Consider the following 24,937-nt stretch of genomic DNA (forward strand, 5'->3'; position numbering starts at 1 on the left):
CCGTCATTGTTGCGGTCAACATAGATGAAGCCATAGCGTTTCTTCATTTCACCAGTTGTGAAGGATACACAGTCGATACAGCCCCAAGGTGTGTAACCCCAAAGCTCAACGCCGTCTTCTTCGATGGCTTTTTCCATTTCTTGAATATGGCTGCGCAAGTAGTCAATGCGGTATGGGTCATGGACAGAACCATCTTCTTCTTTGACATCAATGGCACCAAAACCATTTTCCACGATGAAGAGGGGCAATTCGTAGCGTTCATAAAAGGCATTGAGTGAGTAACGGAGGCCTTCTGGGTCGATAGCCCAACCCCAATCAGATTCCTTGATGAATGGATTGGTCACTGAGTGCTCATTTCCACCGCTGGTATCTTCAGACACATCTTTGTGAGCTGTCGAGTCAACTGTGTTAGACATGTAGTAAGAGAAGCCGATATAATCCACTTTCCCTTGAGCCAATACTGCTTTATCTTCTTCAGTGATGTTAATGTCGTAACCTTTGCGTTCAAACATCTTAAGGGTATAGCGCGGATAGTGACCGCGAACTTGCACATCACAGAAGGACCAACGGTCATGCATCATTTGCTGCGCTAACACTTGGTCAGCAGGACGAGCTGAGAATGGGTAGATTGGCACCATGGCAATCATGTTACCGATTTGGAATTCAGGATTGATTTCTTTACCAATTTTAACTGCTTTAGCTGAAGCAAGCAAGGTATGGTGACCACAGATATACATCGCTTCTTCAGGATTGTCATAATCACCAAAGTGAGCACCTGAGTTGGTCCAACCGAAAATATCATTGTGATAGTTCATTTGGTTGTTGATTTCATTGAAGGTCATCCAATACTTGACCTTGTCTTTATAACGTTTGAAGACAACCTCTGCAAATTTGACGAAGAAATCAATGGTCTTACGATTCATGAAACCGCCGTATTCTTTGGCGATATGGTAAGGCATTTCGAAGTGAGACAAAGTGATGACTGGCTCGATGCCATATTTGAGCAATTCATCAAAAACATCATCATAGAATTGCAATCCTTCTTCATTCGGCTGGTCTTCGTCACCATTTGGGAAAATGCGTGACCAGGCAATTGAAGTACGGAAACACTTGAAACCAAGGTCAGCAAACATAGCAATATCTTCTTTATAACGATGATAGAAATCAATGCCGACATGGTTTGGATAATAATTACCCTCTACCACGCCATCAGTAATGACGCGAGGCACACCGTGGGCGCCAGCTGTCATGACGTCTGCTACAGAAAGTCCTTTTGATGTTTCAAGAACACCACCTTCGAATTGGTGCGCAGCTAATGCGCCACCCCATAGAAAATTATCTGGAAAAGCCATAATGTAAACTCCTTTTTATTATAATGGGCTATGGTAAAGTTTAACGATAAACTTTCTAGCCAATTGACATAACTTAATTAATGAAAATGACGCTAGTCTAACCTATTGCTAGCGCAGCATCGACATGGGTTAGTTTTTGTTCTCAATGGTCGAGATACCCTCATCCAAAATCTCAATGAGACGTATGGTCTGTTCATCCTTGACCAATTTTTCCTTGCCATTGGCCAAGGTTTCATAGAGCGCTTGGTAGAAGAGACTGTAATCACCAACTTCTGACACCACTTTTTCTTCATGATAAACCCGTTGATTGTCCATATAGGTTAAGGTGCCATAATCTTCAGGTCCATCCAAACCAAAATCAGCATTGTCAGGCATATAAAAGTGCTTGAGGTCATATTCCTGCCTGTCCTTCTTTTCTTTGACAAAGACACCTTTCTTGCCGTAAACGACAAAGCTAGGTCGCTCTTTGAGGCGGAAATAGCTAGACTTTATCGATACTTTTAGACTATTTGGATAGTAAAAATCAATATCAAAATAATCGTTCATGCGGTTAGGCCCCAGCAGTTGCCTAATGTCGTAATGAATACGCTCTGGATTACCCCAATAGGACAGAACTTGGTCGATTGTGTGACAAGCATGTCCAAAAAGATAGCTCGTTGCTCGAGAATAACTTTCCACCGTTTCAGGAATTTCAGGTCTGAAGTAGTCATAATGCATTTCCACTTCCAAGATATCCCCCAAGCGACCACTCTCAATGACTTTCTGAGTGGTCAGAAAATCTGAATCGAAACGACGATTTTGATAACCTTGAAGCATCAAGCCCTTATCTTTAGCCAATTGGAAGAGCTCTTTTGCCTCATCAGGATTTTCAACGAAAGGCTTTTCCAAAAGGACATTCTTATCGTGTTCAAGAGCAAGCTTAGCATAATGGTAATGCCATTGACTTGGTGTTGTGATGATAACCAAATCTAAATCAGAATCCTCTAGAACATCTTCCAATCTAGTCGTATAGTGAGTGTCAGGTAAGACCGCCCAAACCTTTTCTTCAGAAGGTGAGTAAATGGTTTTGACCTGGAACTTACCAGTTTTTAAAAGAAAGGGTAAATGATAACGATTGGTACTCTTACCATTACCAATGAATGCAACAGTTAACATACATATTTCTCCTCATTATTTCATTAAATAAAAATGAGCTTGGGTACTTTTCCAAACTCATTTTATAGGTAAAGAGCTACCAAGCTTAAGCTTCAACACCTTCTTCAGCTAGTAATTGTTTGTCATAACGACGAATAAATGGCCAGTAAACAAGAAATGCTGCAATCGCACATACAAAAGCTAAAGGAATAGCTTTAACATCGGCTGTTCCAAGGAATGCTCCAATACCAACTGGTGTTGGCCATGGAACTTGTGCAATAACTGCTCCAATTAAGTTCAATTTCATTGCAAAGTAGTAAATTGTCATAGAAACAATTGGTGCTGTCAAGAATGGAATTGCGAGAGCTGGGTTATAAATAATTGGAAGACCAAAGATAAGCGGTTCATTGATGTTAAAGATTGCTGGTACAATTGCAGCTTTACCAATAGCGCTCAATTGACTTGAACGGGCGCGGAAAGCACACCAGATACATAGACCAAGAGTCGCACCAGAACCACCTGCGATAACAAACATGTTTGAAAACTCACCCGCAACAATGAAACGTGCACCATCAGCATTCAAAGCCATATTTGAGAGTGCAATTGGGCTTACAAACGCAAAGACAATATTAGCACCATGAATACCAACAACCCAAAGAGCTTGAGTCAAAAGATAAATGATAACCAAACCAATCCAAGTATTTGTAAGGCCACCTACAAATGAGAATGGAATTGCAATAACATTGAAAATATCAGTTCCAAGTGCTACAAGCACACCGTTAATAATGATGACTGTGAATGCTACGACGAATCCAGGAATAAGAGCTGTAAATCCTCGAGAAACTCCTTCTGGAACAGATTCAGGCATCTTAATAACCCAGTTCTTTTTAACACACATGCGGTAAAGAAGCACTGTTACAACGGCCATAATAATTGCTGTAAAGATACCGGTTGTACCAAAACGAGTAACACCATTTGCCATCGCCCAACCATCAGCAACAACAGAACCTTCTTGAAGAGAAGTCACCGCTGACATTGCACCACCTTTAAAAACAATTTGTGGAACAGTCATAATGAAGGCAAACATTGCAAGAAGTGCACCATTCAATGGATTTAGGTTCAATTCCTCTTCATCAGCATAGATTTTAGTCAATTCATATGCCATTGATAGCACAAAATAGAGTGATAGAGATCCCATAGTCGCATAGTTTGCAACCATGTATAGTGGAGTAAATTTATCAAATGAAGCTGAGAAAATATCAGCCACAATAGGCCAAAAAGAAAAGGCTTGAGGCAGAATACTAAATACCAAGAACATTGATCCAACAATTGTAAATGGTACGGCCGCCATACCTGCTGCAGTAATCGCACGTACAACCTTGTACTGTGCAATTGTTCCCATTGGTCCCATTAGATACTTGTCTAATAAACCAAAAAATCCTTTTTGTTCATCCATAACAATGAACTCCTTTCTTAAATTTACTTTGGAATCTAAAGAATGTCTCCAAAGCTTTGTTGAAAACGATAGTAGAATTTATCAGTATTCTTTTCAACTCTATTGGCACGTTTTAGATTATAGAAAGAAATTAGCGCTCCTAAGAGTTGCATAATTGCAACGAAAAGAATCCCATACAAATTATCTGCAAAAACTGGGAAGGCTATTGACATTTGATTTGGTAGCATAGCAATTAATATGGCTAAGCCATTAATCAATATTTGAGATTTAAAGGCTCTTTTTGTCCAGGGTATATTTACTTCCTTTTGGCCGTACAATTTAAATTGTTCAGCACAGGCAATCACTATTAGAATAATCATAATAATTGGAAGCAACAAATATATGGCTTGTTTATAGAGTAAAATCATAATCCAATAGAGATTTGCAAAGAAAAAGAGAGCCAGTGAATACCTAAAAAGCATGTAACGAGAAAATAGATTATTTTTCCATGACTGCTCTTGTTTCAAATCAGATTTTTCTTTAGGCATCTTGGCTTCTCCTTCTAATTGATTTTTTTATATAATTCGAGCATTTCTAATGCAACTTCTCTGAGAGTCATTGTCGTCATCAGATGATCCTGAGCATGAACCATAATAATTTCAATCTTAATCTCTGTTCCACCTGCGTATTCTTGCAAGAGCTTTGTTTGAGCTTGGTGTGCTTTCAAAAGCTCTTCGTTAGATTCTTGAAGTTTTGCTTCTGCAAGTTCAAAATCACCTTCACGCATCGCATCAAATGCTTCATGAACAATTGAACGTGAATTCCCTGAATTTAGGATGATTTCAAATGCAGCAACTTGTAGTTCCTCTTGATTCATAATCAGTCTTACCTTTCCTTAATTTTTAAAAATAGTTCTCTGAATTCTTTAAATGAATGACAGTGTAGTAACTGGTTCTGCATCTCCGTATCATCTACCAATTCAACAATACTTGATGCCAATTGAGGCAAACCATCATTCTCATATATTGACATTGAAGTTAAAAAGACGAATTTAATCTCTTGATGAACTGCATCCCAACATATACCATCTGGAATAATCGCAACAGCAATGTGATGTTCTGTTCCCAGTGCTTTTATAGGATGAGGCACTGCTATTGAATCACTAAAAACAATAGAGCTCATGGACTCACGCTGTTCAATCAAATCTTTCATTTTTTGAGGGAAGTTCTCATTCTCATTTTTTGCAATACTTAAAACAAGTTGTTTGATAACCTCTTCTTTGGTTGTGGTAGAAAGAACAAAGAATGAGTCTTCATTGAAATAATCATCAAAAAACATAGGTTCATCAACTTTGTGTTCTTCATATTCAACTCTGCATACATTGTTCGACTTATGAAGGTGAGTAATGCTCCGCTTAATCTCTCCAATTTCTGCTTCAGTTAAAAAAACAGATACTGTAAAAACTGGAATCGAAAAAATGAGATTTGATAAATCTATCGAAGAAATGATAAAATCAATATTTTGAAGCTTTTCATCAGTAATATCATAATAACCAATAACATCTTCAATATGTACTAAACTACCTAATTCATTTTCAATACGACTTTTTAACATTTGGGCACTGCCATAACCCGTCGCACAAATCACCAATATATTATACTTATTCTGCTCTTTATAGCGTTCTTTTGCAGCCATAAAATGCAAAGCTATGTATGCGATTTCATCTTTAGATAAATTAAAATGACTAAAAGTAGGCATTAGGGAAATGACCTGCTCAGCCAATTGATACATATCCAAATACATTTCCATTATCTCAGCTGTCATCGGATTATCGAGAACCACCTTGTTTTCTAACCGGATTAATGTAGTTGAAAGATGATTGATCAAACCTTCAACAAGTTGAAAATCTTTCTCAAACTCTGGAGATAATTGCGATATGGTCTGTAATAATTCCAGACGTATTTTTTTAATTAATTTATCAGATACATGACTAACAGAACCATAAGACTTTGCAATCAAATGTAATGTGATGTAATCAATTTCTTCGCACGGAAAATCTAAATGAGTTATTGCTGAAACTCGTCTAAGTATTCTTTTAGCAATCTCCCTTTCAGGAAATTCTTCCAGTACAATACTCTCTGATAACTTAGCAATCTGAAATCCTTCTTTGATACGTCTAATGGATAGGGCGATATGGATAACTAAATTTTGAATAACAAAATCAGATAGTTTTAAATTCCCCTCTCGACATTCATCCAATACAATGATTGTCAGTTCTTCAAATGAAATACTGAGATTTAGCAACTCATTTTCAACATATGAATGAAGTGTGTTGATAAAGCCTGAATCAATAAAATGGTCCATAATAAAACGACGTTTATCTCTTTCAGAGCCAGTTACGTAGACACCTCTATTAGCTTTGCTTTCAATTTTTAATTGATATGGCGCAAATTTTCGACGTATTTTTTTAAAATCTGTAGACAAAGTTGAACGACTAACAAACAACTCCTCCGCTAAATCATCAAAGTATATTTCATTTTGTTCAAATAAAAGCTTATTTACTAAATAATTATATCTATCATCAATATCATTGACTATTGGTGATAGAGTTGCAGTTTCTTTTATCTTATTTTCTTTAAGAAAAACAGTAAAACTTTTTTCATCTGAAATGTCAAACTTATACCCATGTCCTTGTTTAGAAATAATATCAACACCACTATATGAGTTTAGTTTTTCTTCTAAAGATTTATAATATGTCCTGATTGTCCTATCGGAACAATTTAATAATTTAGCAAGTTCTCGACTTGTTACAAAGCGTTCTCTATCCTCAATAAGAATTTGGACTATCCGTATTTCTTTTTTACTTAACACACGATGACCTCCAAAATTAATCAGGACATATTATACCATTTTTAGATGTTTTCTTTAACCAATGCTGCCATTTTTTCAATGCCCATTGGAATTGGGATATATGCTTGCGGTGGAATCTGCACGATAGGTTTATTTTTCTTAGCGGCTGCATCTGCCAGCTGTTTAAAATTCATCTTAGTTTGAGGACTAACAAGATATAAATCATATTTGTCAGCTTCAATACGTTTTTGACCTTCTGGTACACCGACTGCATCCATTTCGATATCTTCGCCTTGTTCTTGTAAAAGTGTCATAGTCTTTTTAGCGATTAATGATGAGGACATGCCACCTGCGCAAATGATTAAAGCTTGTTTTGACATAATATTTTCTCCTTTGTTTTATTTACAACATCATTATATACAAGCGCTTACATTATGTAAAACTAGTTTTTTTCCGCATTGAAACGGAAATAATAACTATGGATAAGGAAAAATTATTTCATTTTAACAATTTCCGTAGTCGATTACATCATAAGCTGAAGTAACTTTGTTAATGCTAATAAATCTATGTATAAACCTAAAATCCTAGGCATATCAATTTTTCAACACTCTTTTAAATAGCAGAGCATCATAAAAAAACTCCACGGAACTAAGGAGATTATATTGTTCTGTGGAGTTTAGATATAAGTTCTAAATCTCTATTTCTAGATAATTATAGATAAAGTGATTGTCCATTTGTCTTAATAACTTCTTGGTACCAAGCAAATGATTTCTTCTTATAACGAGCTAGTGAACCAGTGCCATCATCGTTTCGATCAACATAGATGAAGCCATAACGTTTACTGAGTTCTGCTGTAGATGCTGAAACCAAATCGATTGGTCCCCAAGTCGTGTAACCCAAAAGTTCAACACCATCTTGAAGAGCTTCTCCAACTTGAACCAAGTGTTTTTGAAGATAGTCAATACGATAGTTATCATTTACAGTTGGTCCATCAGGTCCATCAACCAAAACGTCTTTTGCTCCTAAACCATTTTCAACAATAAAGAGTGGCAATTGGTAACGGTCATAAAAATCATTGAGGACCAAACGAAGACCAACTGGGTCAACTTGCCAGCCCCATTCAGATGACTCAAGATACGGATTTGCAACTCCTCCCATTATATTTCCGCGACCAGTCTGATAGTCTTGAGGATTGTGAGCTTGCACTACTGACATATAATATGAGAAAGAAATGAAGTCGACTGTATTCTTAAGCATTTCCTCATCGCCTTCAGCAAACTGAATCTCAATATTATTATCTTTGAAATAACGTTTAATATAGTTTGGATATTTCCCACGTACATGAATATCTGTGAAGAGGTAGTTTTGATTCTCAAATTCATGCGCAGCTAATTGATCCAAAGGATGAGAGGTCATACCATAGGCAGGCATAGCCAGGACCATACAGCCAATTTTAAAATCTGGGTTGATTTCGTGTCCAATTTTTGTTGCCGATGCCGAAGCAACCAACTCATGGTGAACTGCCTGATAAAGATCCTGTTTAGACAATTCTTCCACTGGTGTAGCAATCCCTCCTGACATGAAGGGAGCATGGAGGACAGAGTTAACTTCATTGAATGTCAACCAGTATTTGACTTTATCCTTATAACGCGTGAAGACTGTACGGACATAATTTTCATAAAATCCAATCAAATCTCGATTTGCCCATCCATTGTACTTACGAGCCAAATTGAGTGGCGTTTCGTAGTGTGATAGTGTCACGAGTGGCTCAATGCCATATTTGGCTAACTCATCAAAAACATTATCATAGAAGGCGAGACCAGCTTCATTTGGTTCTGTTTCATCCCCATTAGGGAAAATACGAGACCAAGCAATAGACATACGGAAAACTTTGAAGCCCATCTCAGCAAAAAGAGCAATATCTTCTTTGTAACGATGGTAAAAATCAATCCCCTCAAGTTTAAGATTGTCAGCCGTTGGCTCATCTGTAATGAGTGGATTAAAATCTCCTATCTTGCGAGGTACTCCTCCTTTTGGAGTCACATCTTGAACAGTTAATCCTTTACCATCAACATTATAAGCCCCTTCAAATTGGTTGGCCGCAGTCGCACCACCCCATAAAAAATCTTTTGGAAAAATAAAATTTGTCATTTGTATTCCTTTCTCTTAGCAATAACTACTTTCTGCCTTATACAGCAAAGATTGATTTCATTTATGATTATATTTTAGTCTATCTAAGAAATGATTACTTCTACTTTCATATGGAAAAGTAATACAATAATATGATTTGAATTTTTTCAAAGACCTATCTCATAAGCATTTTTACTTAGAAATCTGTCAAGCAGTAATTGACAACACACCGATAGAATAAGAATATTAAAGGATAAAAAATACTACTGATCAAAAAAGACTGAGCATGATAACTCAATCTTCATATACACTATTATGCTACAATTTGGCAATATGTTTCTATTATATCTTTTAAGCATTCACTAATAGAATTTTTTGACTTCACATCATTGATCCAGTTTAAATAAAAAGGTTTCCTTGAGTTACCTGTACTTGTTTTGGAGTCAAATGATATTGATTCATTAAGAGTTCTTTCAGTTTATCATCGTTAATTTTTGAAGAGACAGCAAAACCATTTTTAGTATTATATTTTACCATAACATTATTCATCAAGATTTCGTTTTGGCGTATATCAGGTACTTCAACATCTGAAAAACCGATAAAGTAATTGTTGTGATCCTTCTTATTAATTTTGTAAGACGGTGTCTTCTTTTTGGCGAAATACAATGTTACTTTTAGCAAAGCATACATAACAGTAACACTAAATAAAGCTGCTAATATCCAATTCAACATAGGTATACCTTCTTTCTGGATTGTAAGACTTATATTTTGAGATATTATAGTCTTTTTTGTAAACGATGTCAAACATTGAACAAGTCTTTATCTGATTATTCTTATAGATTCGGATTTTTTTAAACAGATATTTTAACACCTAACCATTTAAAAGAGATAACCTTCACAAGATAGGAGATTTTAATCTTGCAAAGGTAAAGATCTATAATAAGCAATCACTATTAGTTGTAATTACATTTTTATACCAATTAAAAGAGATTTTTGGGGAGCAATGAAATGTTTCGTTTTGCCACCCCCTCAAGTGGGTTGCCACAAATTCTCCACCTATAAAAACATCATAAAATGGTCAAATCAAGTCGTCCTATGATATTTAATGTCATTATAACAAGCCTTTATAAAAATAAAAATAGAGAAAATTTCCTAATGATTTAGGAAATTCCCTCTATCTCTTATTTAGAATTTTTGATAATTGATATGATTAACCAAAGTAAAACTGTAGCTGACAGCAAGAATAGCAAGTGCGATAAAAACACCATTTGAGAATTATTTGAGAGAATACTTGCAGATAAGATTAGACCTAAGAAAGTAATTGACAGAATCATACGATTTCCAAGTTTTTGAACCTGGTTAAATCGATTTGTAAAGTCATAAAATTCGTGTGTTAGTAAAAGTCTTCCATTTAAAAGTTGTTCTAAAAACTGATGTAACTCACGTGGAATGTTTTTCCCATTTTTCAATAAGTAGAATAACTCAATTAGTAAAGTCTCTTTATTAAGTGCTTGCTTCAGCATTTCTGGACCCATGTTTTGAAGAAAATAATCTTTCGCAAGAGTCATCAGATCGATTTCAGGAGCTAATTCTCTAAATATACCTTCAATCTGTAGCGCAGCTTTCTCTAAAATAGTAAATTGAGCAGGGGCACGGAGATGGTTTTTGTGAAAAACTTTAACAAGATCTTCTAATAAGTTCGTTATTGATAGACCACCAAGATCTAAACTAGCATATTTAGTCAATATATGCTCAACATCTTGTGCTAGGGCTGCTTTATTAGTCGCATCACCCATATTCGTAAGAGCTAAAATTGACCTCGTCATCCCGTCAACGTCTTGAGCAGTGAATCCGTATAAAATATCATTTAGACAAGCCCTCATCCCATCTTCTAATATCCCCATAATCCCAAAATCAATAAAGTAAATTTTGTTATCATAGATAAGAAGATTACCGGGGTGAGGATCACCGTGGAAATAACCATCTTTAAAGACTTGCTTAATAAAGCTTAACATCAATTTTTTTCCAATATCGTCAAGCTCATACCCATCTTGTATAATCTGATCATATCGATTAATAGGAATGCCATCAATATATTCCTCAACAATGAAATGTTCTGTTGTGTATTCCTCATAAACTATCGGAACTGCTACGCACTTGACAGATTGATTTAATCTGGAAAATTCCTGCATAGCTTGCGCTTCATTTCGAAAATCAATCTCTCTTTCAAGTGTTTCCTTTAGATTTCTTAATACCTCAGGTATATCAACCATGGGCAAAAGACGATTCGGGAAATATCTTGATAATTTCATCAAAACTGCCAAGTCTTCTTCAATTATTTCAGCTAAATGTGGACGCTGAATCTTAACTACAACTTCTTCTCCAGTTAAAAGCCTAGCTCTATGAGTCTGTGCAACTGACCCGGATGCCAACGGATCTTCAGAAAGCCAAGAGAATACCTCGGAAACTGGCTTACTAAGTTCAGAACTAATCGCTTCCATAACCAGATCTTTTGGCATAGGAGGAACATCGCTTTGCAGTTTTGAAAGTTCATCAATATAAACTTTCGGTAAAATATCACTGCGAGTAGAAAGGACTTGACCAATTTTCACAAAACTTGGTCCCAATGTTTCAAATGCCACTCGCAATTTTGCCGGTGCAAGCTGCGACTCAAGCGGCGTATTTTTTTCCTTAAAGTTTGTGAGGCCAACCGAGGTGAAAACTCTAACAATTTGTCTTAACCTTTTATTTCCCATAAATCAACCAACTTATTCTGATTTATTTAGAAACTGCGTCAATTTATCTAGCTTGTCCTCTAAACGCGCCATGTCATCTTTAGTAGCATATTGTACATTTTGAGTTTTTTCATTGACTTTATTTAAAATAGCCTGCGCTTCACCCTCACTTTTACGTTTTAATTCTTGCTGCAATTCCTTGCCCTCATCAATAGTCAAACGTCCTTTTTCAACAAGTTCTTTTACAAAGTCATCTGCCTTATCAATAGTCATTGAAGTAAGACCAATACCAGCTAAAAGCACTTTTTTCAATTCGTCCATCATAATATTTTCCTCCTTTTAATTAAGTCATTATGATTGTCAAATTAACTTTAATCTTAATTAAGAGATGAAAGCTAAAAAAAATTCAACAAGTAATGATAAACATGGACAAGAAACGTAAATTAATAATCCTATCAATGTATACCATTTAACACCTCCATTTTACCACTTTCATAAAAAAATGCCATTTTTTGCAATAAATTTAACCATTTACAAATCATTTCCTAGATTTAATGGTTTTATTTGCAATATTTTTCAATAATCTAATATCAGCTTTCGAAAGACAAAAATAAAACCGCTACTCCGAAGAATAGCGGTTTAATCATGTTTTTAGGCTACTTGTGTAGTTACCTTATTATTTAAGAGTAACTGAAGCTCCAGCTTCTTCAAGTTTAGCTTTGATTTCTTCAGCTTCAGCTGCAGCAACACCTTCTTTGATAACTGATGGTGCACCATCAACGATAGCTTTAGCTTCTTTAAGACCTTCGCCAGTGATTTCGCGAACAACTTTGATAACGCCAACTTTTTTGTCGCCAGCAGCAGTCAATTCAACGTCGAATGAATCTTTAGCAGCACCAGCATCGCCAGCACCAGCAGCAGCTACAGCTACAGGAGCAGCCGCAGTTACACCAAATTCTTCTTCGATAGCTTTTACAAGATCGTTAAGCTCAAGGATTGTAGCTTCTTTAATTTCAGCAATAATGTTTTCAATGTTCAATGCCATTGTGATTTCCTCCAATAATTGTTTTAAAATGTAGTTTGTAGCACTAAGCAGCTACCATCTGACGTGAGATTAAGCCACGTCTTCTTCTTTTTCTGCAACAGCTTTGACAGCGTATGCAACGTTGCGAACTGGCGCTTGAAGTACAGAAAGGAGCATAGAAAGCATACCTTCTTTGTTTGGAAGAGATGCAAGGGCGTTAACTTCTTCAACTGATGTGAATTTACCGTCAACAACACCACCTTTGATTTCAAGAGCTTCCGCAGTTTTAGCGAATTCGCTAATAACTTTAGCTGGCGCGATAACATCTTCGTTAGAGAATGCTACTGCAGATGGTCCAACAAAAAGTTCTTTAAGATCATCAAGACCTGCTTGTTCAGCTGCACGAGACAAGATTGAGTTTTTGATAACTTTAAACTCAACTCCGCTCTCACGAAGTGAACGACGAAGAACTGTATCTTGTTCAACTGTAAGACCACGTGAATCTACAACAACGATAGATGCAGCTGCCTTCATTTTTTCAGCAACAAGATTAACCTGTTCAGCTTTTTTAGCAATAATTGCTTCACTCATTAGTTTTACCTCCGTTTTTATTTTTGGGCTAGGCACAAAAAAATCGCACCTAAACCTAGACACGAAAGTACAAATACGTTTTTAAGAATTACGTTTTGTGCCTCGGCAGGAATATTATGAGCACGCTCCCCTGCTGTCTTAGGTCAGTTTTATTTCAAAACCTTAATCATTATATCACATCATAGATATTTGGCAAGTCTTTTTACTCAAAAAACTACATTTTTTAAAAAAATATTTATATTTCATAGGATAGTATTATTTTGGGATGGAATTTAATATATTTTATATATATTTTCAAAACAAAGTATTATTTTAACATCTTTTTGATTGACCTTTCCTGACTAAAGTGTTAATATAGTATCAGAAGGTGGTCGACGGAAACGACTCCTGCTTCTTTAAATAAGACCTCTCTATAATTGTAATGAAAGAGATAAAGAAGTAAAACCTTCAAAAATCATTATTACATATAATAGTATTACTTAAAAGTAAAAACGAGGTGAAAAATTATGGCAAACAACTATTACGGAAGAGATCCATTCGGAAATATGGATGATATTTTTGACCAACTCATGGGCAACATGGGTGGTTATAACACAGAAAACAAACGTTACTTAATTAATGGACGTGAAGTGAGTCCTGAAGAATTTGCACAGTACCGTCAAACTGGTAAGCTTCCTGGAAACCCTGAAGCACAACAAGCTTCAGCTGCTTCTGCTCCTAAGGAAGACGGTATTCTAGCCAAACTTGGTACCAATATGACAGAGCAGGCTCGAAATAATGAGCTCGATCCAGTTATCGGACGCAATAAAGAAATTCAAGAAACAGCTGAGATCTTGTCTCGTCGTACCAAGAATAATCCCGTCCTTGTTGGTGATGCCGGTGTTGGTAAAACAGCTGTTGTTGAAGGACTAGCGCAAGCTATTGTTAACGGAGATGTTCCTGCAAGCATTCAAAACAAAGAAATTATTTCCATTGATATCTCAGGCCTTGAGGCTGGGACTCAGTACCGCGGTTCCTTCGAAGAAAACATTCAAAACTTGGTTAAGGAAGTTAAGGATGCAGGAAATATTATTCTCTTCTTCGATGAAATCCATCAAATTCTTGGTGCTGGCTCTACCGGTGGTGACTCTGGCTCTAAAGGTTTGGCCGATATTCTCAAACCTGCCCTCTCGCGCGGTGAATTAACTGTTATCGGCGCGACTACACAGGATGAGTATCGCAATACCATTTTGAAAAATGCTGCGCTGGCACGTCGTTTCAACGAGGTTAAGGTCAATGCTCCTTCTGCTCATGACAGCTTTAACATTCTTATGGGCATCCGCGATTTATATGAAAAGCACCACAATGTTATCTTGCCAGATGATGTTTTGAGAGCTGCGGTTGATTTTTCAATCCAATATATTCCACAACGCAGCCTTCCTGATAAGGCCATTGACTTGATCGACATGACTGCTGCTCACTTGGCTGCGCAGAATAAAGTTACTGATATCAAGTCATTAGAGCAAGAAATTACTAATCAAAAGAGCAAACAAGAAGAGGCTGCCGCTCGTGAAGATTATGAAGCTGCACTCAATGCTAAGGTTCGGATTGAAGAACTCCAAAAACAAATTGACAATCACACAGAAGGACAAAAAGTGACTGCTACAGTCAATGACGTGGCAGAATCCGTTGAACGTTTGACTGGGGTGCCCGTTTCTAATATGGGCGCTAGCGACATTGAACGCTTAAAAGAAATGGCTAGCCGTCTAAAAGGTAAGGTCATCGGTCAGAACGAGGCTGTTGAAGCCGTATCACGCGCTATCCGCCGTAACCGTGCTGGTTTTGATGAAGGCAATCGTCCAATCGGTAGCTTCCTCTTTGTAGGTCCTACTGGTGTCGGTAAAACTGAGTTGGCAAAACAACTCGCCCTTGATATGTTCGGCTCTAAAGATTCTATTATTCGTCTTGACATGTCTGAATACAGCGACCGTACAGCTGTATCTAAATTGATTGGTACGACTGCTGGTTATGTGGGCTATGATGACAACAATAATACACTTACTGAAAGAGTACGCCGTAACCCTTACTCAATTGTTCTCCTAGACGAAATTGAAAAGGCTGATCCACAAGTTATTACCCTCCTTCTTCAAGTTCTTGACGATGGTCGTTTGACTGATGGACAAGGTAATACCATTAACTTCAAGAATACCGTTATCATCGCTACTTCAAACGCTGGTTTTGGTAACGAAGCAATCACTGGTCAAGTTGATAAGGACATGAAGATTATGGACCGCATTGCTCCATACTTCAGACCAGAATTCCTCAATCGCTTTAATGGCGTTATTCAATTCTCACATCTTACTAAAGAAGATTTGAATGAAATTGTGGACTTGATGCTAGATGAAGTTAGCAAGACAATCGCTAAGAAAGGTATTGATTTAGAAGTTACTGGTGCTGCTAAAGCGCACTTGATTGAACTTGGCTACGATGAAGCTATGGGAGTTCGCCCACTCCGTCGTGTCATTGAACAAGAAATCCGTGATAAAATCACAGACTTCTATCTCGACAACATTGATGTCAAACATCTTGTGGCAGACCTCAAAGATGGTCAAATGGTCATCTCTGCTAAATAACCACAAACAGCTAAGGCCTAATTCTCAAGCGAGAGTTAGGCTTTTAACTTATGCTATAATGGATTTATGGAACTTTCATTGTATGATTTATATCAAAAAATGCTGGCGCAAATGGGACCTACTCACTGGTGGCCGGCCGACAGCAAACAACAAATTATTATCGAAGCTATCCTGATTCAAAACACAACCGAAGCCAATGCTACTAGAGCTTCTAAGTTAATCTTTGAAGAAACGGCTTATGATTTTGGGAAAATAGCAGAGCTTCCAACAGAAATGTTAGAAGAACTGGTCAGACCAGCAGGTTTTATGAAGAATAAAAGCAAGGCCATCCAAACCTTAGCCGATTGGTACTTATCTCACAATCAAAATTCACAAGCTATTCATAGAAAATATGGTAAAGATTTGAGAAAAAGGCTTCTTAGCTTGCACGGTGTTGGCCCAGAAACAGCCGATGTTCTTTTAGTTTATGTCTTTGATCAAGCGCACTTTGTTTCAGACAAGTATGCTAGAACCCTCTTTAGTCATCTAGGACAGCCAGGATTTGCTGACTACAAGAGCCTTGCCAAGGAGCTAAATACATTACCAGAACCCTTCAGCTACCAAGACGCCCAGGAATTTCATGGCCTCATTGATGAATTTGGCAAAGCATACTTCCAAAGAAATCCAACATTTGACCAAAGCTTTTTAGCAGGAGATAAACTAATCTTATAAGAAGAGTTTGGAAGACAAATGCTATATACTAATAGTCGAAAAAAGTAAAATCAGACTCCTCGAAGATCAAAATGTTACATCGTTAAGCCTCCTCATCTACCTCCAGGTATACCTTTGTCGGCTTGCCCTGGCTGGTTGTCTTGTTTTGGTATTCTTTGAGTATAAGATGTGGCATTGTGATAATGACAGTATAATGCAAAACCGAATGGGGAATTCTCCTCATTCGGTTTTTGCTTTATAGGATTAAGAACGGAAGGCCTCTGCTAGTGTTGCGATGTCTGCTGGTCTTGTGCGGCAGCATCCGCCAACAACTTTAGCACCTTGTTTTTGCCATTCTTTGGTATTTTCTAAAAGTGTGTGGCTGTGATCTGGGCTTGATGTCCAGGTTTGGGTTGCTCCATCATAGACTTCACCTGAGTTAGGGTAGGTAACTAGTGGTTTGTCCGTTTGTCCAGAGATTTTCTCTAAGAAGCTGGCAATAAACTGTGGTTTTGAACAGTTTATTCCTATTGCCAAGACCTGTCTGCTGCCATCAACCCATTTGGCCACTTCTTCGACAGCTGTGCCATCTGAGATAGTTGAACCGTCTTGCGACGTAAATGAGATATAAGCTTCAACCGCTGGAAATTCTTCTTCTAGTAATTCCAAGAGAGCTTGTGTTTCAACAGCATTTGGAATAGTTTCAAGTGCCAACATCTCTGCACCTGCTTCTAGGAGCCACTGGATGCGAGGACGATGAAAGTCTCTTAGTTCTTTCTTGCTGATGCCTTTGTAGTCACCTGTGTATTCAGATCCATCTGCTAAAAAGGCTGCATAAGGTCCGACATCTCCTGAAATCAGCGGATACGGACGTGCATTCTTTTCGTCGTCAGTTAGAGTCTCCCAAACGTCATCACGCGCTTCAAGTGCCAATTGAACTGTTAGTTTGATTAAACGCTCTGCTTCATTTTCATCAATACCAACCTGAGCCAAACCAGGGATGGTCGCTTGATAAGAGGAGGTTGTCAAAATGTCTGATCCAGCCAAAAGGTAATCTTTGTGGATGTCCTTGATAGCCTGCGGGTTTTCAATCAGGTACTTAGCTGACCAGAGGTTACCCGAAACATCGTAGCCACGACTTTCAAGCTCTGTCCCCAAGGCACCGTGTAAAATGAGCTGATTTTGACTTGATAATAATTCTTTGAATTTGCCCATAGTGGCCCCCTACCATTTTTTGAAACGAAGATAGTGATAGATATAGCAGAAAATCATGAATGGAATACCGAAGTAGAGTCCTGCACGTTGAGATGGATCCCAAGCGATACCCACAATTGAGACTGCTAGAAGAATAGTTGTAATCCATGGAAGAATTGGGCTAAACGGTGTCTTGTAATCCAATTCTTCAACAGTGTGATCCTTGAGCCAGTGCTTGCGGAAGTTAATCTGAGCTAGCGGAATAGCCAACCAAACTATAACAACTGCAAAACCTGCGATAGAAACGAGGGCTAGGAAGATGGTATCTTCTGCATAGACACTAGCGATGAGGGCAATGATGATACCAATCATTGACAGTAACATGGCACGCATTGGCACGCCGTGTTTATTGATTTTTACCAGTTTTGGTGAAATCATCCCTTCATTTGACAGAGACCAAAGCATACGGCTAGCCGCATATAGGCCTGAGTTGGAAGCTGATAGAATAGCTGTCAAGATGATAAAGTTCATGATGTCAGCTGAGTAAGGAATACCAATCTTATCGAAGACTGTAACGAAAGGCGCTTCTGTTACTCCTGCTTCTGACATTGGTAATAGCGAAGCTAGCACCAACATAGTCAGTGAGAAGAAAACCACTAGGAGGCCGATTGTTGATTTAATGGCATGGGGTACTGCTTTTTTCGGATTATCCGTTTCCCCAGCGGCAATCCCAATCATCTCCACCCCTGAGAAGGCATAGTTAACAGCTAACATAACCGAAACCAGACCAACCATACCATTCGGCAAAAGACCATTGGCTGTTAGGTTTGAAAATAGCGGAGCTGAGTGAGTGCCTTCAAAAGGTAAGATACCAAACATAGCCAAGAGACCAAGAACAATGAAGACTAAGATGGCATAAACCTTGATACTAGAGAGATAATTCTCTGTTTTTGAGAAAAGGCCAATAGTCAAAGTATTAAGTCCGAAGACAATAGCTGCAAAAATCGTAGCAAATACCCAAATTGGGACATCAGGGAACCAACGTTGCATGAGCTGTGCTGCTCCAACAAATTGCGAAGCTAGGGCGACCACCCAACAAAGCCAATACATCCAAGCAACCATGAAACCAGTCCCTGGGCTGATGAAGCGTGTAGCATATGTATGGAAAGAACCTGTAACTGGCATGGCAACAGATAACTCACCTAGTGAAAACATAACCAGGTAAACCATGGTACCACCAAAGAGGTAAGAAGCTACCGCACCAAAAGGTCCAGCCTGAGCAATTGTGTAACCCGAACTCAAGAATAGTCCCGTTCCGATAACCCCACCAATAGACAACATCTGTAGGTGGCGCGAATTCATCTCACGATTGAATTGACCTTCATTTTCAAAATTATGATTATCCATAAAACCTCCAAAATTGTAGTATATCTATAATAACATAATATTCTGACAATTGGTAATAGGCATTTTCTATCACACTTTTAGCTAGACCTATCACTACGGTCAAAATATCTACAGAAATGAAAACATGCTCATATAATAGAAGAAAAAGCCAAAGAATTCTCAATGGCTTTAAATATTCTAAAGATTTTCAATAAGTTTTTTACTAAATTCACTTGTCGTGAAATAAGGTGTTGTTTTCGCAAGATCAGCAGTAAAACAGCCCTGAGAAAAAGTTTTTCCAATAGCAGAGCGAATCAAATCTGCCACTTCTCCCCAACCTATATAATCAAACATCATACATCCAGATAATAGGAATGAACATGGATTTGCCTTATCTTGACCAGCAATATCAGGCGCAGTACCATGAGTAGCTTCAAAAATAGCATGGCCTGTTATGTAGTTGATGTTTGCTCCGGGTGAAATTCCAATCCCTCCAACTTGAGCCGCCAAAGCATCACTGGCATAGTCACCATTAAGGTTAGTTAGAGCTACAACATCAAATTTATCTGGATTTAATAAAATTTGTTGGAGGAAATTATCAGCAATGATATCGTTAATAACTAATTTCCCAGACTCTAATTCATTAGCATACTCAGCTTTAGCTAGTTCATAACCCCACTTTCTGAAGCCACCTTCAGTAAATTTTTGAATATTTCCTTTATGAACTAGAGTAACCTTTGTAAGATTATTCTCCAAGGCGTATTCAATAGCTGAACGAATCAATCGTTGACTTCCTTCTTGAGATATAGGTTTTATACCGATACTACTTGTTTCCGGGAAGCGAATTTTACTTACTCCCATTTCATCTTGAAGGAAACGGATAACTTTTTGGACATCATCACTTCCAGCTTCCCATTCGATACCAGCGTATATATCTTCAGTATTTTCACGAAAAATGGTAATATCAGTTTGTTCAGGATGTTTTAGTGGACTTTCAATTCCATTAAAATAGCGTACCGGACGAACACAGGCATATAAATCTAATTCTTGACGGAGTGCTACATTTAGAGAACGAATCCCACCTCCAACAGGTGTTTCCAAAGGGCCTTTAATAGCAACCAAGTTATCTGCGATTGAAGTTAATGTATCCTCTGGCAACCAGCTCCCCATACTATCAAATGATTTCTTGCCAGCAAGAGCCTCCTCCCAAGATACTCTTTTTCTACCATTGAAGACCTTTTCAACTGCTGCATCAAAGACTAGTTTGGCATTTTTCCATATATCTTGACCAACACCATCGCCCTCAATATAAGTAATAATCGGATTGTCTGTAACGACTAAACAACCATTTTCAATTTTAATTTTATCTGCCATTAGTTATCTCCTTAGCGTTTCCCAATTGGTATATAAACCAAACGTTCTTGACCTACATACTGTGATCTTGGTCGAATGAGTTTGTTATTCTTTTGTTGCTCTTGAATATGAGCAATCCAACCAGAAACGCGACTCATTGCAAAAATCAAGGTAAAGATTGAGCTATCAATCCCTAAAACGTGATAAACAGTTGCGGAATAAAAGTCAACATTTGGAATAAGACCTTTAGTATGTTTCATGTAATCTTCGATTTCTCGAGAAAGTTTATACCAAATCTCATTCTCTGTGCCAACAGTCAACTCTTTAGCCATTTCTCGTAGATATTTTTCCCTTGGATCCTGTGTTTTATAAACGCGGTGACCGAATCCCATGATTTTCTCATGTGATGCAAGTTTTTCTTGTAAGTATGCTTTCGTATCACCAAGTTCACGAATTTCTTTAAGCATATCGAAAACTCGCTCATTAGCTCCGCCATGTAGCGGACCCTTAAGCGTTCCAATAGCCGTCGTTACACAAGAGTAGATATCTGTCAAAGTCGACGCACAAACACGCGCTGCAAAGGTAGAGGCATTCAATTCATGATCAGCATGTAAAACCAATGCACGATTTAATGCTTTTACCTGCAAAGGTGTCGCTTCTTCACCATTCAACATATATAAGAAATTAGCTGCAAATCCCAAGTCCTCACGAGGTGCAATCGGAGAATGTCCTGTTCTCAATCTCGCAAATGCAGCAATGATTGTAGGAATTTTTGCCATTAATTGGATAGATTGCTCATATGTCGCTTCAATAGAGTTATCTTCTGCATTGATATTATAAACACCCAAAAGACTGACTGTTGAACGTAAAACACTCATCGGGTGAAGGTGTTTACGCGATTGGATAAGAATACATTGTTCAACTGCATCACTAATAGCGTAGTTGGATCTCAACTCTTTGACAAAATTCTTTAATTCCATTACTGTTGGTAAATGCAAGTTCCAAAGAAGGTAAATAACCTCTTCGAAAGTCGCATTATTATCCATTAATTCTGAGATATTATAGCCTGCGTAAGATAAATCATCATCCACAATCGAGCTAATGCGCGTATTACAAGCTATTTGATTTTTCAGTCCGTTCTCTTCTGTCATCACATTTTCCTCATTTTCAATTTTTCTATCAATAGCAGAGCTAGCCTTTTAATTTAAAAACTAGCTTGCTATTCAAAATATCATAATTATCAATATGGTTGACATCAAATCCACAGTTTAATGTTAGAGTTTTTTTCTGACAACCATCGGAAGAATTCCTCCATTTTTATAGTATCGAATATCAGCATCCGCATCAAAACGAACTAATGCCTTAAATTTCTTTTGGCCATTTTCATCACTAGCAACAATTTCTACAATATCGTGAATTCCTGGATTTTCAGATAAGTGAATATCATACGTTTCATAGCCTGTTAAACCAAGACTTTCTGCATTTTCACCATCCAAGAATTGAAGAGGAAGCATCCCCATCATTACCAAATTAGAGCGATGGATACGTTCAAATGATTCAGCTAAAACTGCTTTAACTCCTAAAAGATTAGCACCTTTAGCAGCCCAGTCACGACTTGAACCCATTCCGTAATCTTTGCCCGCAATGACCAAGGTTGAGACTTGGTCTTCTTTATATTTCATTGCAGCATCGTAGATAGACATCAGCTCACCATCGTATTTGGTATAACCACCAATTTTTCCATCTGCGAGTTCATTTTTTATTCGAATATTTGCAAAAGTTCCACGCATCATAACCTCATGATTTCCACGACGACTACCATAAGAGTTGAAATCTCCATATGATACACCATGTTTTTCTAGATATGCAGCGGCTGGACTGTTTCTAGCAATGTTGCCAGCTGGTGAGATATGGTCTGTTGTAACAGTGTCACCAAATTTTGCTAATGGTTTCAATCCAAGCAAAGGTTTAATAGATAAATCATCACCTAGGTTATCAAAGTACGGAGGGTTTTGAATATAGGTAGAGGCTGAATCCCATTTGAAAATTTCACTGTCTTCTGTTGGAATTGCATTCCATTTTTCACTATCAGAAAAAACATGCTCATATTCTTTTTCAAAGAGACTTCTTGTCACAAATTTATCCACGTAAGAAGTTACTTCTTCGCTATCAGGTAAGATATCATCAAGATAAACTGCTTTGCCATTTTCATCAAAACCAAGCGGCTCTGTCGTTAAATCAATATTGGTAGTACCTGCTAATGCATAGGCAACAACTAAAGGTGGGCTTGCAAGGAAATTCGCTTTAACCAATGGATTAACACGTCCCTCAAAGTTTCGATTACCTGAGAGGACAGCTGATACTAATAAATCTGAGTTTGTGATTGCATCGGCAACTTCAGGTCTAAGATCACCTGAATTACCAATACATGTCGTACAGCCATATCCCACTAGATTGAAACCAAGTTGATCAAGGTAATCTTGCAATCCTGAGGCTTGAAGATATCCTGTTACTACTTTTGAGCCAGGTGCTAATGAAGTTTTTACTGTTGGTGAAACACGTAGGCCTTTTTTAACAGCATTTCGTGCAAGCAAACCTGCTGACATCAGTACATATGGATTTGATGTATTTGTACATGAAGTAATTGCTGCAATTGCTACATGACCTGTACTGATAACTTCATCCCCGTCCTCAAAATGTACAGTTGCAGTTTTATCTAATTCATCAGCTCTTAAACCAAATCCTCTAACGCCAGCTTCACGTACAATTGCATCTTGGAAACTTTTTTTAGCTTCAGTCAAGTCAATTAAGTCCTGAGGACGTTTTGGTCCAGAGATGGACGGAGTAATTGTCGAAAGATCCAACTCAATAACTTTAGTATAGTCTGCTTGAGTATCTGGATTATAGAAAAGATGATTTTTCTTCGCATATGCTTCTGTTAAGGAAATATGTCCTTCCTCACGATTTGTCAAACGCATATAATTTAGAGTCTCGTCATCAATAGGGAAATAACCGCATGTCGCACCATATTCAGGAGCCATATTTGCGACTGTGGCACGATCTGCCAAACTTAGACTAGATAGCCCATCTCCAAAATACTCCACAAATTTTCCGACAACATTTTCTTGTCGAAGTAACTGCGTCACTTTTAATGCTAAATCAGTCGCTGTAGCGATTTTTGGCAATTTTCCAGTTAAGCGAACACCAATAACCTCTGGAACTGGGAAATATGAAGCTTCACCTAACATAGCAGCTTCTGCTTCAATTCCTCCGACACCCCAACCAAGAACCCCAATACCATTAATCATTGTTGTGTGACTGTCAGTTCCGAACATTGAGTCTGGATAAAGAACCTTATCATTCTCAATAACCACATCACTTAGGAATTCAATATTAACTTGATGGATAATACCTGTTGCAGGTGGTACTGCACGATAGTTTTTAAATGACTTCTCTGCCCATTTTAAAAATTCATAACGTTCATTGTTTCGACTAAATTCTAGATTGATGTTATCTTCTAATGCAGTATCACAGCCATAGTAGTCAACTTGAACTGAGTGGTCAATGACAAGGTCAACTGGAATTTCTGGATTGATGAGATCTGGATTTCCACCATTTTTTACAATAGCATCGCGCATAGAAGCCAAATCAACTACAACTGGGACACCAGTGAAATCTTGTAGGATAACACGACTTGGTTTAAAAGGGACCTCACCTTGAGGAGACTTAGCTTGAAAATTCGACAATGCTTTTATGTGATTTTTTGTAACATCTATTCCATCGTATTTTCTGACTAAAGATTCAAGTAAAATTCGGATAGTATAGGGCAATTTCTCTAAATCACCACCATTTTGAAGAACGGCTTTTTCAATATCATAAAAGAAATAATCATCATTATTGTACGAAAGTGTTGATTTATAGTCTGCCATACAGAACCTCCGGAATTTTCTAAATATTTGTATAAATTATACTCCTATACGAATATTTAGTCAAGATATTTTTGTAAACGATGTCATATTTTATAACATAGCTTGTAAAGACGGCTTAACTACTATATTTCGTATTTGTGATTATTTTTTCATACTAGATATTGTGTTTTCTTGGTATCAATAGCTTGCTTTTTCTTCTCTTTTTGTTTATGCTAGTTACATGATTATTTTTCATTAAGAAAAAAATTTTTAATAAGGAGAAGGAAATGGCTAAAATTACTGTCTTTTCAAAAAACAACTGCATGCAATGCAAAATGACAAAAAAATTCTTGGAAAAAGAAGGAGCTGATTTCGAAGAAATCAATATTGATGAACACCCAGAAAAAATTGATTACGTTAAAAGTCTTGGTTTCACTTCTGCTCCAGTCATCGAAGCTGGTGAAATTGTCTTCTCTGGTTTTCAACCTGCAAAATTGAAAGAAATCGTCTAAGTTATCTTTATTAATAACTTTTGACCTCTCT

The 24,937-nt window shown here is 37.5% G+C and carries 21 protein-coding genes and 1 other annotated feature; of the genes, 3 read left to right on the top strand and 18 right to left on the bottom strand.

Annotation, left to right across the window (positions count from 1 at the left end):
* The 13 genes from F601_RS0107120 to rplJ form a co-directional block, all read right to left on the bottom strand.
* Positions 1 to 1,352: 6-phospho-beta-glucosidase (locus F601_RS0107120; RefSeq protein ID WP_018163837.1), on the bottom strand; the 1,352-nt coding region annotated here is incomplete at its 3' end.
* A 129-nt stretch (positions 1,353 to 1,481) separates the two neighbouring features.
* A complete protein-coding gene (locus F601_RS0107125; protein WP_018164982.1) occupies positions 1,482 to 2,507 on the bottom strand; it encodes a Gfo/Idh/MocA family oxidoreductase in 1,026 nt (341 codons plus the stop codon).
* Between the two features lie 85 nt (positions 2,508 to 2,592).
* The gene (celB, locus tag F601_RS0107130; RefSeq protein WP_018164983.1) at positions 2,593 to 3,942 is read right to left on the bottom strand and encodes a PTS cellobiose transporter subunit IIC; all 1,350 of its coding nucleotides are present in this window, start codon (positions 3,940 to 3,942) and stop codon (positions 2,593 to 2,595) included.
* 35 nt (positions 3,943 to 3,977) lie between these two features.
* Positions 3,978 to 4,469: a hypothetical protein gene (locus F601_RS0107135; protein WP_018164984.1), complete on the bottom strand. Its 492-nt coding sequence runs from the start codon at positions 4,467 to 4,469 to the stop codon at positions 3,978 to 3,980.
* A gap of 14 nt (positions 4,470 to 4,483) precedes the next feature.
* Positions 4,484 to 4,798 (bottom strand): PTS cellobiose transporter subunit IIA, encoded by a 315-nt coding sequence (locus F601_RS0107140; protein ID WP_018164985.1) that lies wholly within the window; start codon positions 4,796 to 4,798, stop codon positions 4,484 to 4,486.
* A gap of 8 nt (positions 4,799 to 4,806) precedes the next feature.
* On the bottom strand, positions 4,807 to 6,792 hold the full coding sequence (locus tag F601_RS0107145; protein WP_018164986.1) for a BglG family transcription antiterminator: 1,986 nt from the start codon (positions 6,790 to 6,792) through the stop codon (positions 4,807 to 4,809).
* Positions 6,793 to 6,833: 41 nt separating this feature from the next.
* Positions 6,834 to 7,151, bottom strand: coding sequence for a PTS cellobiose transporter subunit IIB (locus tag F601_RS0107150; RefSeq protein WP_018164987.1), 318 nt, complete (start codon positions 7,149 to 7,151; stop codon positions 6,834 to 6,836).
* A 331-nt stretch (positions 7,152 to 7,482) separates the two neighbouring features.
* Complete coding sequence (locus tag F601_RS0107155) at positions 7,483 to 8,922, bottom strand: glycoside hydrolase family 1 protein (RefSeq protein ID WP_018164988.1); 1,440 nt, start codon at positions 8,920 to 8,922, stop codon at positions 7,483 to 7,485.
* Positions 8,923 to 9,300: 378 nt separating this feature from the next.
* Complete coding sequence (locus tag F601_RS0107160) at positions 9,301 to 9,633, bottom strand: hypothetical protein (RefSeq protein ID WP_018164989.1); 333 nt, start codon at positions 9,631 to 9,633, stop codon at positions 9,301 to 9,303.
* Positions 9,634 to 10,082: 449 nt separating this feature from the next.
* Positions 10,083 to 11,657, bottom strand: coding sequence for an ABC1 kinase family protein (locus F601_RS0107165; protein ID WP_018164990.1), 1,575 nt, complete (start codon positions 11,655 to 11,657; stop codon positions 10,083 to 10,085).
* Between the two features lie 12 nt (positions 11,658 to 11,669).
* Positions 11,670 to 11,957 carry a phasin family protein gene (locus tag F601_RS0107170; RefSeq protein WP_026183148.1) on the bottom strand — a complete coding sequence of 96 codons (288 nt, stop codon included), beginning with the start codon at positions 11,955 to 11,957 and terminating at the stop codon, positions 11,670 to 11,672.
* Positions 11,958 to 12,312: 355 nt separating this feature from the next.
* Positions 12,313 to 12,681: a 50S ribosomal protein L7/L12 gene (gene rplL / locus F601_RS0107175; RefSeq protein ID WP_006531284.1), complete on the bottom strand. Its 369-nt coding sequence runs from the start codon at positions 12,679 to 12,681 to the stop codon at positions 12,313 to 12,315.
* 69 nt (positions 12,682 to 12,750) lie between these two features.
* Entirely contained in the window at positions 12,751 to 13,251 is a 501-nt protein-coding gene (gene rplJ, locus F601_RS0107180) for a 50S ribosomal protein L10 (RefSeq protein WP_014334843.1), read from the bottom strand.
* 28 nt (positions 13,252 to 13,279) lie between these two features.
* Positions 13,280 to 13,412: a sequence feature (ribosomal protein L10 leader region), on the bottom strand.
* Positions 13,413 to 13,757: 345 nt separating this feature from the next.
* On the opposite strand from rplJ, the gene F601_RS0107185 reads away from it, so the two are divergent.
* Together F601_RS0107185 and F601_RS0107190 are read left to right on the top strand one after the other, a co-directional pair.
* Positions 13,758 to 15,863: an AAA family ATPase gene (locus F601_RS0107185; protein WP_018164992.1), complete on the top strand. Its 2,106-nt coding sequence runs from the start codon at positions 13,758 to 13,760 to the stop codon at positions 15,861 to 15,863.
* Positions 15,864 to 15,929: 66 nt separating this feature from the next.
* Positions 15,930 to 16,574, top strand: a complete 645-nt coding sequence (locus F601_RS0107190; protein WP_018164993.1) for an endonuclease III domain-containing protein — start codon at positions 15,930 to 15,932, stop codon at positions 16,572 to 16,574.
* A 243-nt stretch (positions 16,575 to 16,817) separates the two neighbouring features.
* Here F601_RS0107190 and mmuM read toward each other — a convergent pair whose 3' ends face one another.
* The 5 genes from mmuM to acnA form a co-directional block, all read right to left on the bottom strand.
* Complete coding sequence (mmuM, locus tag F601_RS0107195) at positions 16,818 to 17,768, bottom strand: homocysteine S-methyltransferase (protein ID WP_018164994.1); 951 nt, start codon at positions 17,766 to 17,768, stop codon at positions 16,818 to 16,820.
* Positions 17,769 to 17,777: 9 nt separating this feature from the next.
* The gene (locus F601_RS0107200; protein WP_018164995.1) at positions 17,778 to 19,154 is read right to left on the bottom strand and encodes an amino acid permease; all 1,377 of its coding nucleotides are present in this window, start codon (positions 19,152 to 19,154) and stop codon (positions 17,778 to 17,780) included.
* 177 nt (positions 19,155 to 19,331) lie between these two features.
* Positions 19,332 to 20,507: an NADP-dependent isocitrate dehydrogenase gene (gene icd, locus F601_RS0107205; RefSeq protein WP_018164996.1), complete on the bottom strand. Its 1,176-nt coding sequence runs from the start codon at positions 20,505 to 20,507 to the stop codon at positions 19,332 to 19,334.
* 11 nt (positions 20,508 to 20,518) lie between these two features.
* A complete protein-coding gene (locus F601_RS0107210) occupies positions 20,519 to 21,637 on the bottom strand; it encodes a citrate synthase (protein ID WP_018164997.1) in 1,119 nt (372 codons plus the stop codon).
* Positions 21,638 to 21,760: 123 nt separating this feature from the next.
* Positions 21,761 to 24,415, bottom strand: coding sequence for an aconitate hydratase AcnA (acnA, locus tag F601_RS0107215; RefSeq protein WP_018164998.1), 2,655 nt, complete (start codon positions 24,413 to 24,415; stop codon positions 21,761 to 21,763).
* 266 nt (positions 24,416 to 24,681) lie between these two features.
* Between acnA and nrdH the strand changes: the two genes are divergently transcribed.
* Positions 24,682 to 24,906, top strand: coding sequence for a glutaredoxin-like protein NrdH (gene nrdH / locus F601_RS0107220; RefSeq protein ID WP_018164999.1), 225 nt, complete (start codon positions 24,682 to 24,684; stop codon positions 24,904 to 24,906).
* The last annotated feature ends 31 nt before the right edge of the window (positions 24,907 to 24,937 follow it).

It is taken from the genome of Streptococcus henryi DSM 19005 (assembly GCF_000376985.1).
GTDB classification, from domain to species: domain Bacteria; phylum Bacillota; class Bacilli; order Lactobacillales; family Streptococcaceae; genus Streptococcus; species Streptococcus henryi.

Coding starts and splice junctions, on each gene's coding strand:
- F601_RS0107125 (WP_018164982.1), bottom strand. CDS start 2,507: ATGTTAACTGTTGCATTCATTGGTAATGGTAAGAGTACCAATCGTTAT.
- celB (WP_018164983.1), bottom strand. CDS start 3,942: ATGGATGAACAAAAAGGATTTTTTGGTTTATTAGACAAGTATCTAATG.
- F601_RS0107135 (WP_018164984.1), bottom strand. CDS start 4,469: ATGCCTAAAGAAAAATCTGATTTGAAACAAGAGCAGTCATGGAAAAAT.
- F601_RS0107140 (WP_018164985.1), bottom strand. CDS start 4,798: ATGAATCAAGAGGAACTACAAGTTGCTGCATTTGAAATCATCCTAAAT.
- F601_RS0107150 (WP_018164987.1), bottom strand. CDS start 7,151: ATGTCAAAACAAGCTTTAATCATTTGCGCAGGTGGCATGTCCTCATCA.
- F601_RS0107155 (WP_018164988.1), bottom strand. CDS start 8,922: ATGACAAATTTTATTTTTCCAAAAGATTTTTTATGGGGTGGTGCGACT.
- F601_RS0107160 (WP_018164989.1), bottom strand. CDS start 9,633: ATGTTGAATTGGATATTAGCAGCTTTATTTAGTGTTACTGTTATGTAT.
- F601_RS0107165 (WP_018164990.1), bottom strand. CDS start 11,657: ATGGGAAATAAAAGGTTAAGACAAATTGTTAGAGTTTTCACCTCGGTT.
- F601_RS0107170 (WP_026183148.1), bottom strand. CDS start 11,957: ATGGACGAATTGAAAAAAGTGCTTTTAGCTGGTATTGGTCTTACTTCA.
- rplL (WP_006531284.1), bottom strand. CDS start 12,681: ATGGCATTGAACATTGAAAACATTATTGCTGAAATTAAAGAAGCTACA.
- rplJ (WP_014334843.1), bottom strand. CDS start 13,251: ATGAGTGAAGCAATTATTGCTAAAAAAGCTGAACAGGTTAATCTTGTT.
- F601_RS0107185 (WP_018164992.1), top strand. CDS start 13,758: ATGGCAAACAACTATTACGGAAGAGATCCATTCGGAAATATGGATGAT.
- F601_RS0107190 (WP_018164993.1), top strand. CDS start 15,930: ATGGAACTTTCATTGTATGATTTATATCAAAAAATGCTGGCGCAAATG.
- mmuM (WP_018164994.1), bottom strand. CDS start 17,768: ATGGGCAAATTCAAAGAATTATTATCAAGTCAAAATCAGCTCATTTTA.
- F601_RS0107200 (WP_018164995.1), bottom strand. CDS start 19,154: ATGGATAATCATAATTTTGAAAATGAAGGTCAATTCAATCGTGAGATG.
- icd (WP_018164996.1), bottom strand. CDS start 20,507: ATGGCAGATAAAATTAAAATTGAAAATGGTTGTTTAGTCGTTACAGAC.
- F601_RS0107210 (WP_018164997.1), bottom strand. CDS start 21,637: ATGACAGAAGAGAACGGACTGAAAAATCAAATAGCTTGTAATACGCGC.
- acnA (WP_018164998.1), bottom strand. CDS start 24,415: ATGGCAGACTATAAATCAACACTTTCGTACAATAATGATGATTATTTC.
- nrdH (WP_018164999.1), top strand. CDS start 24,682: ATGGCTAAAATTACTGTCTTTTCAAAAAACAACTGCATGCAATGCAAA.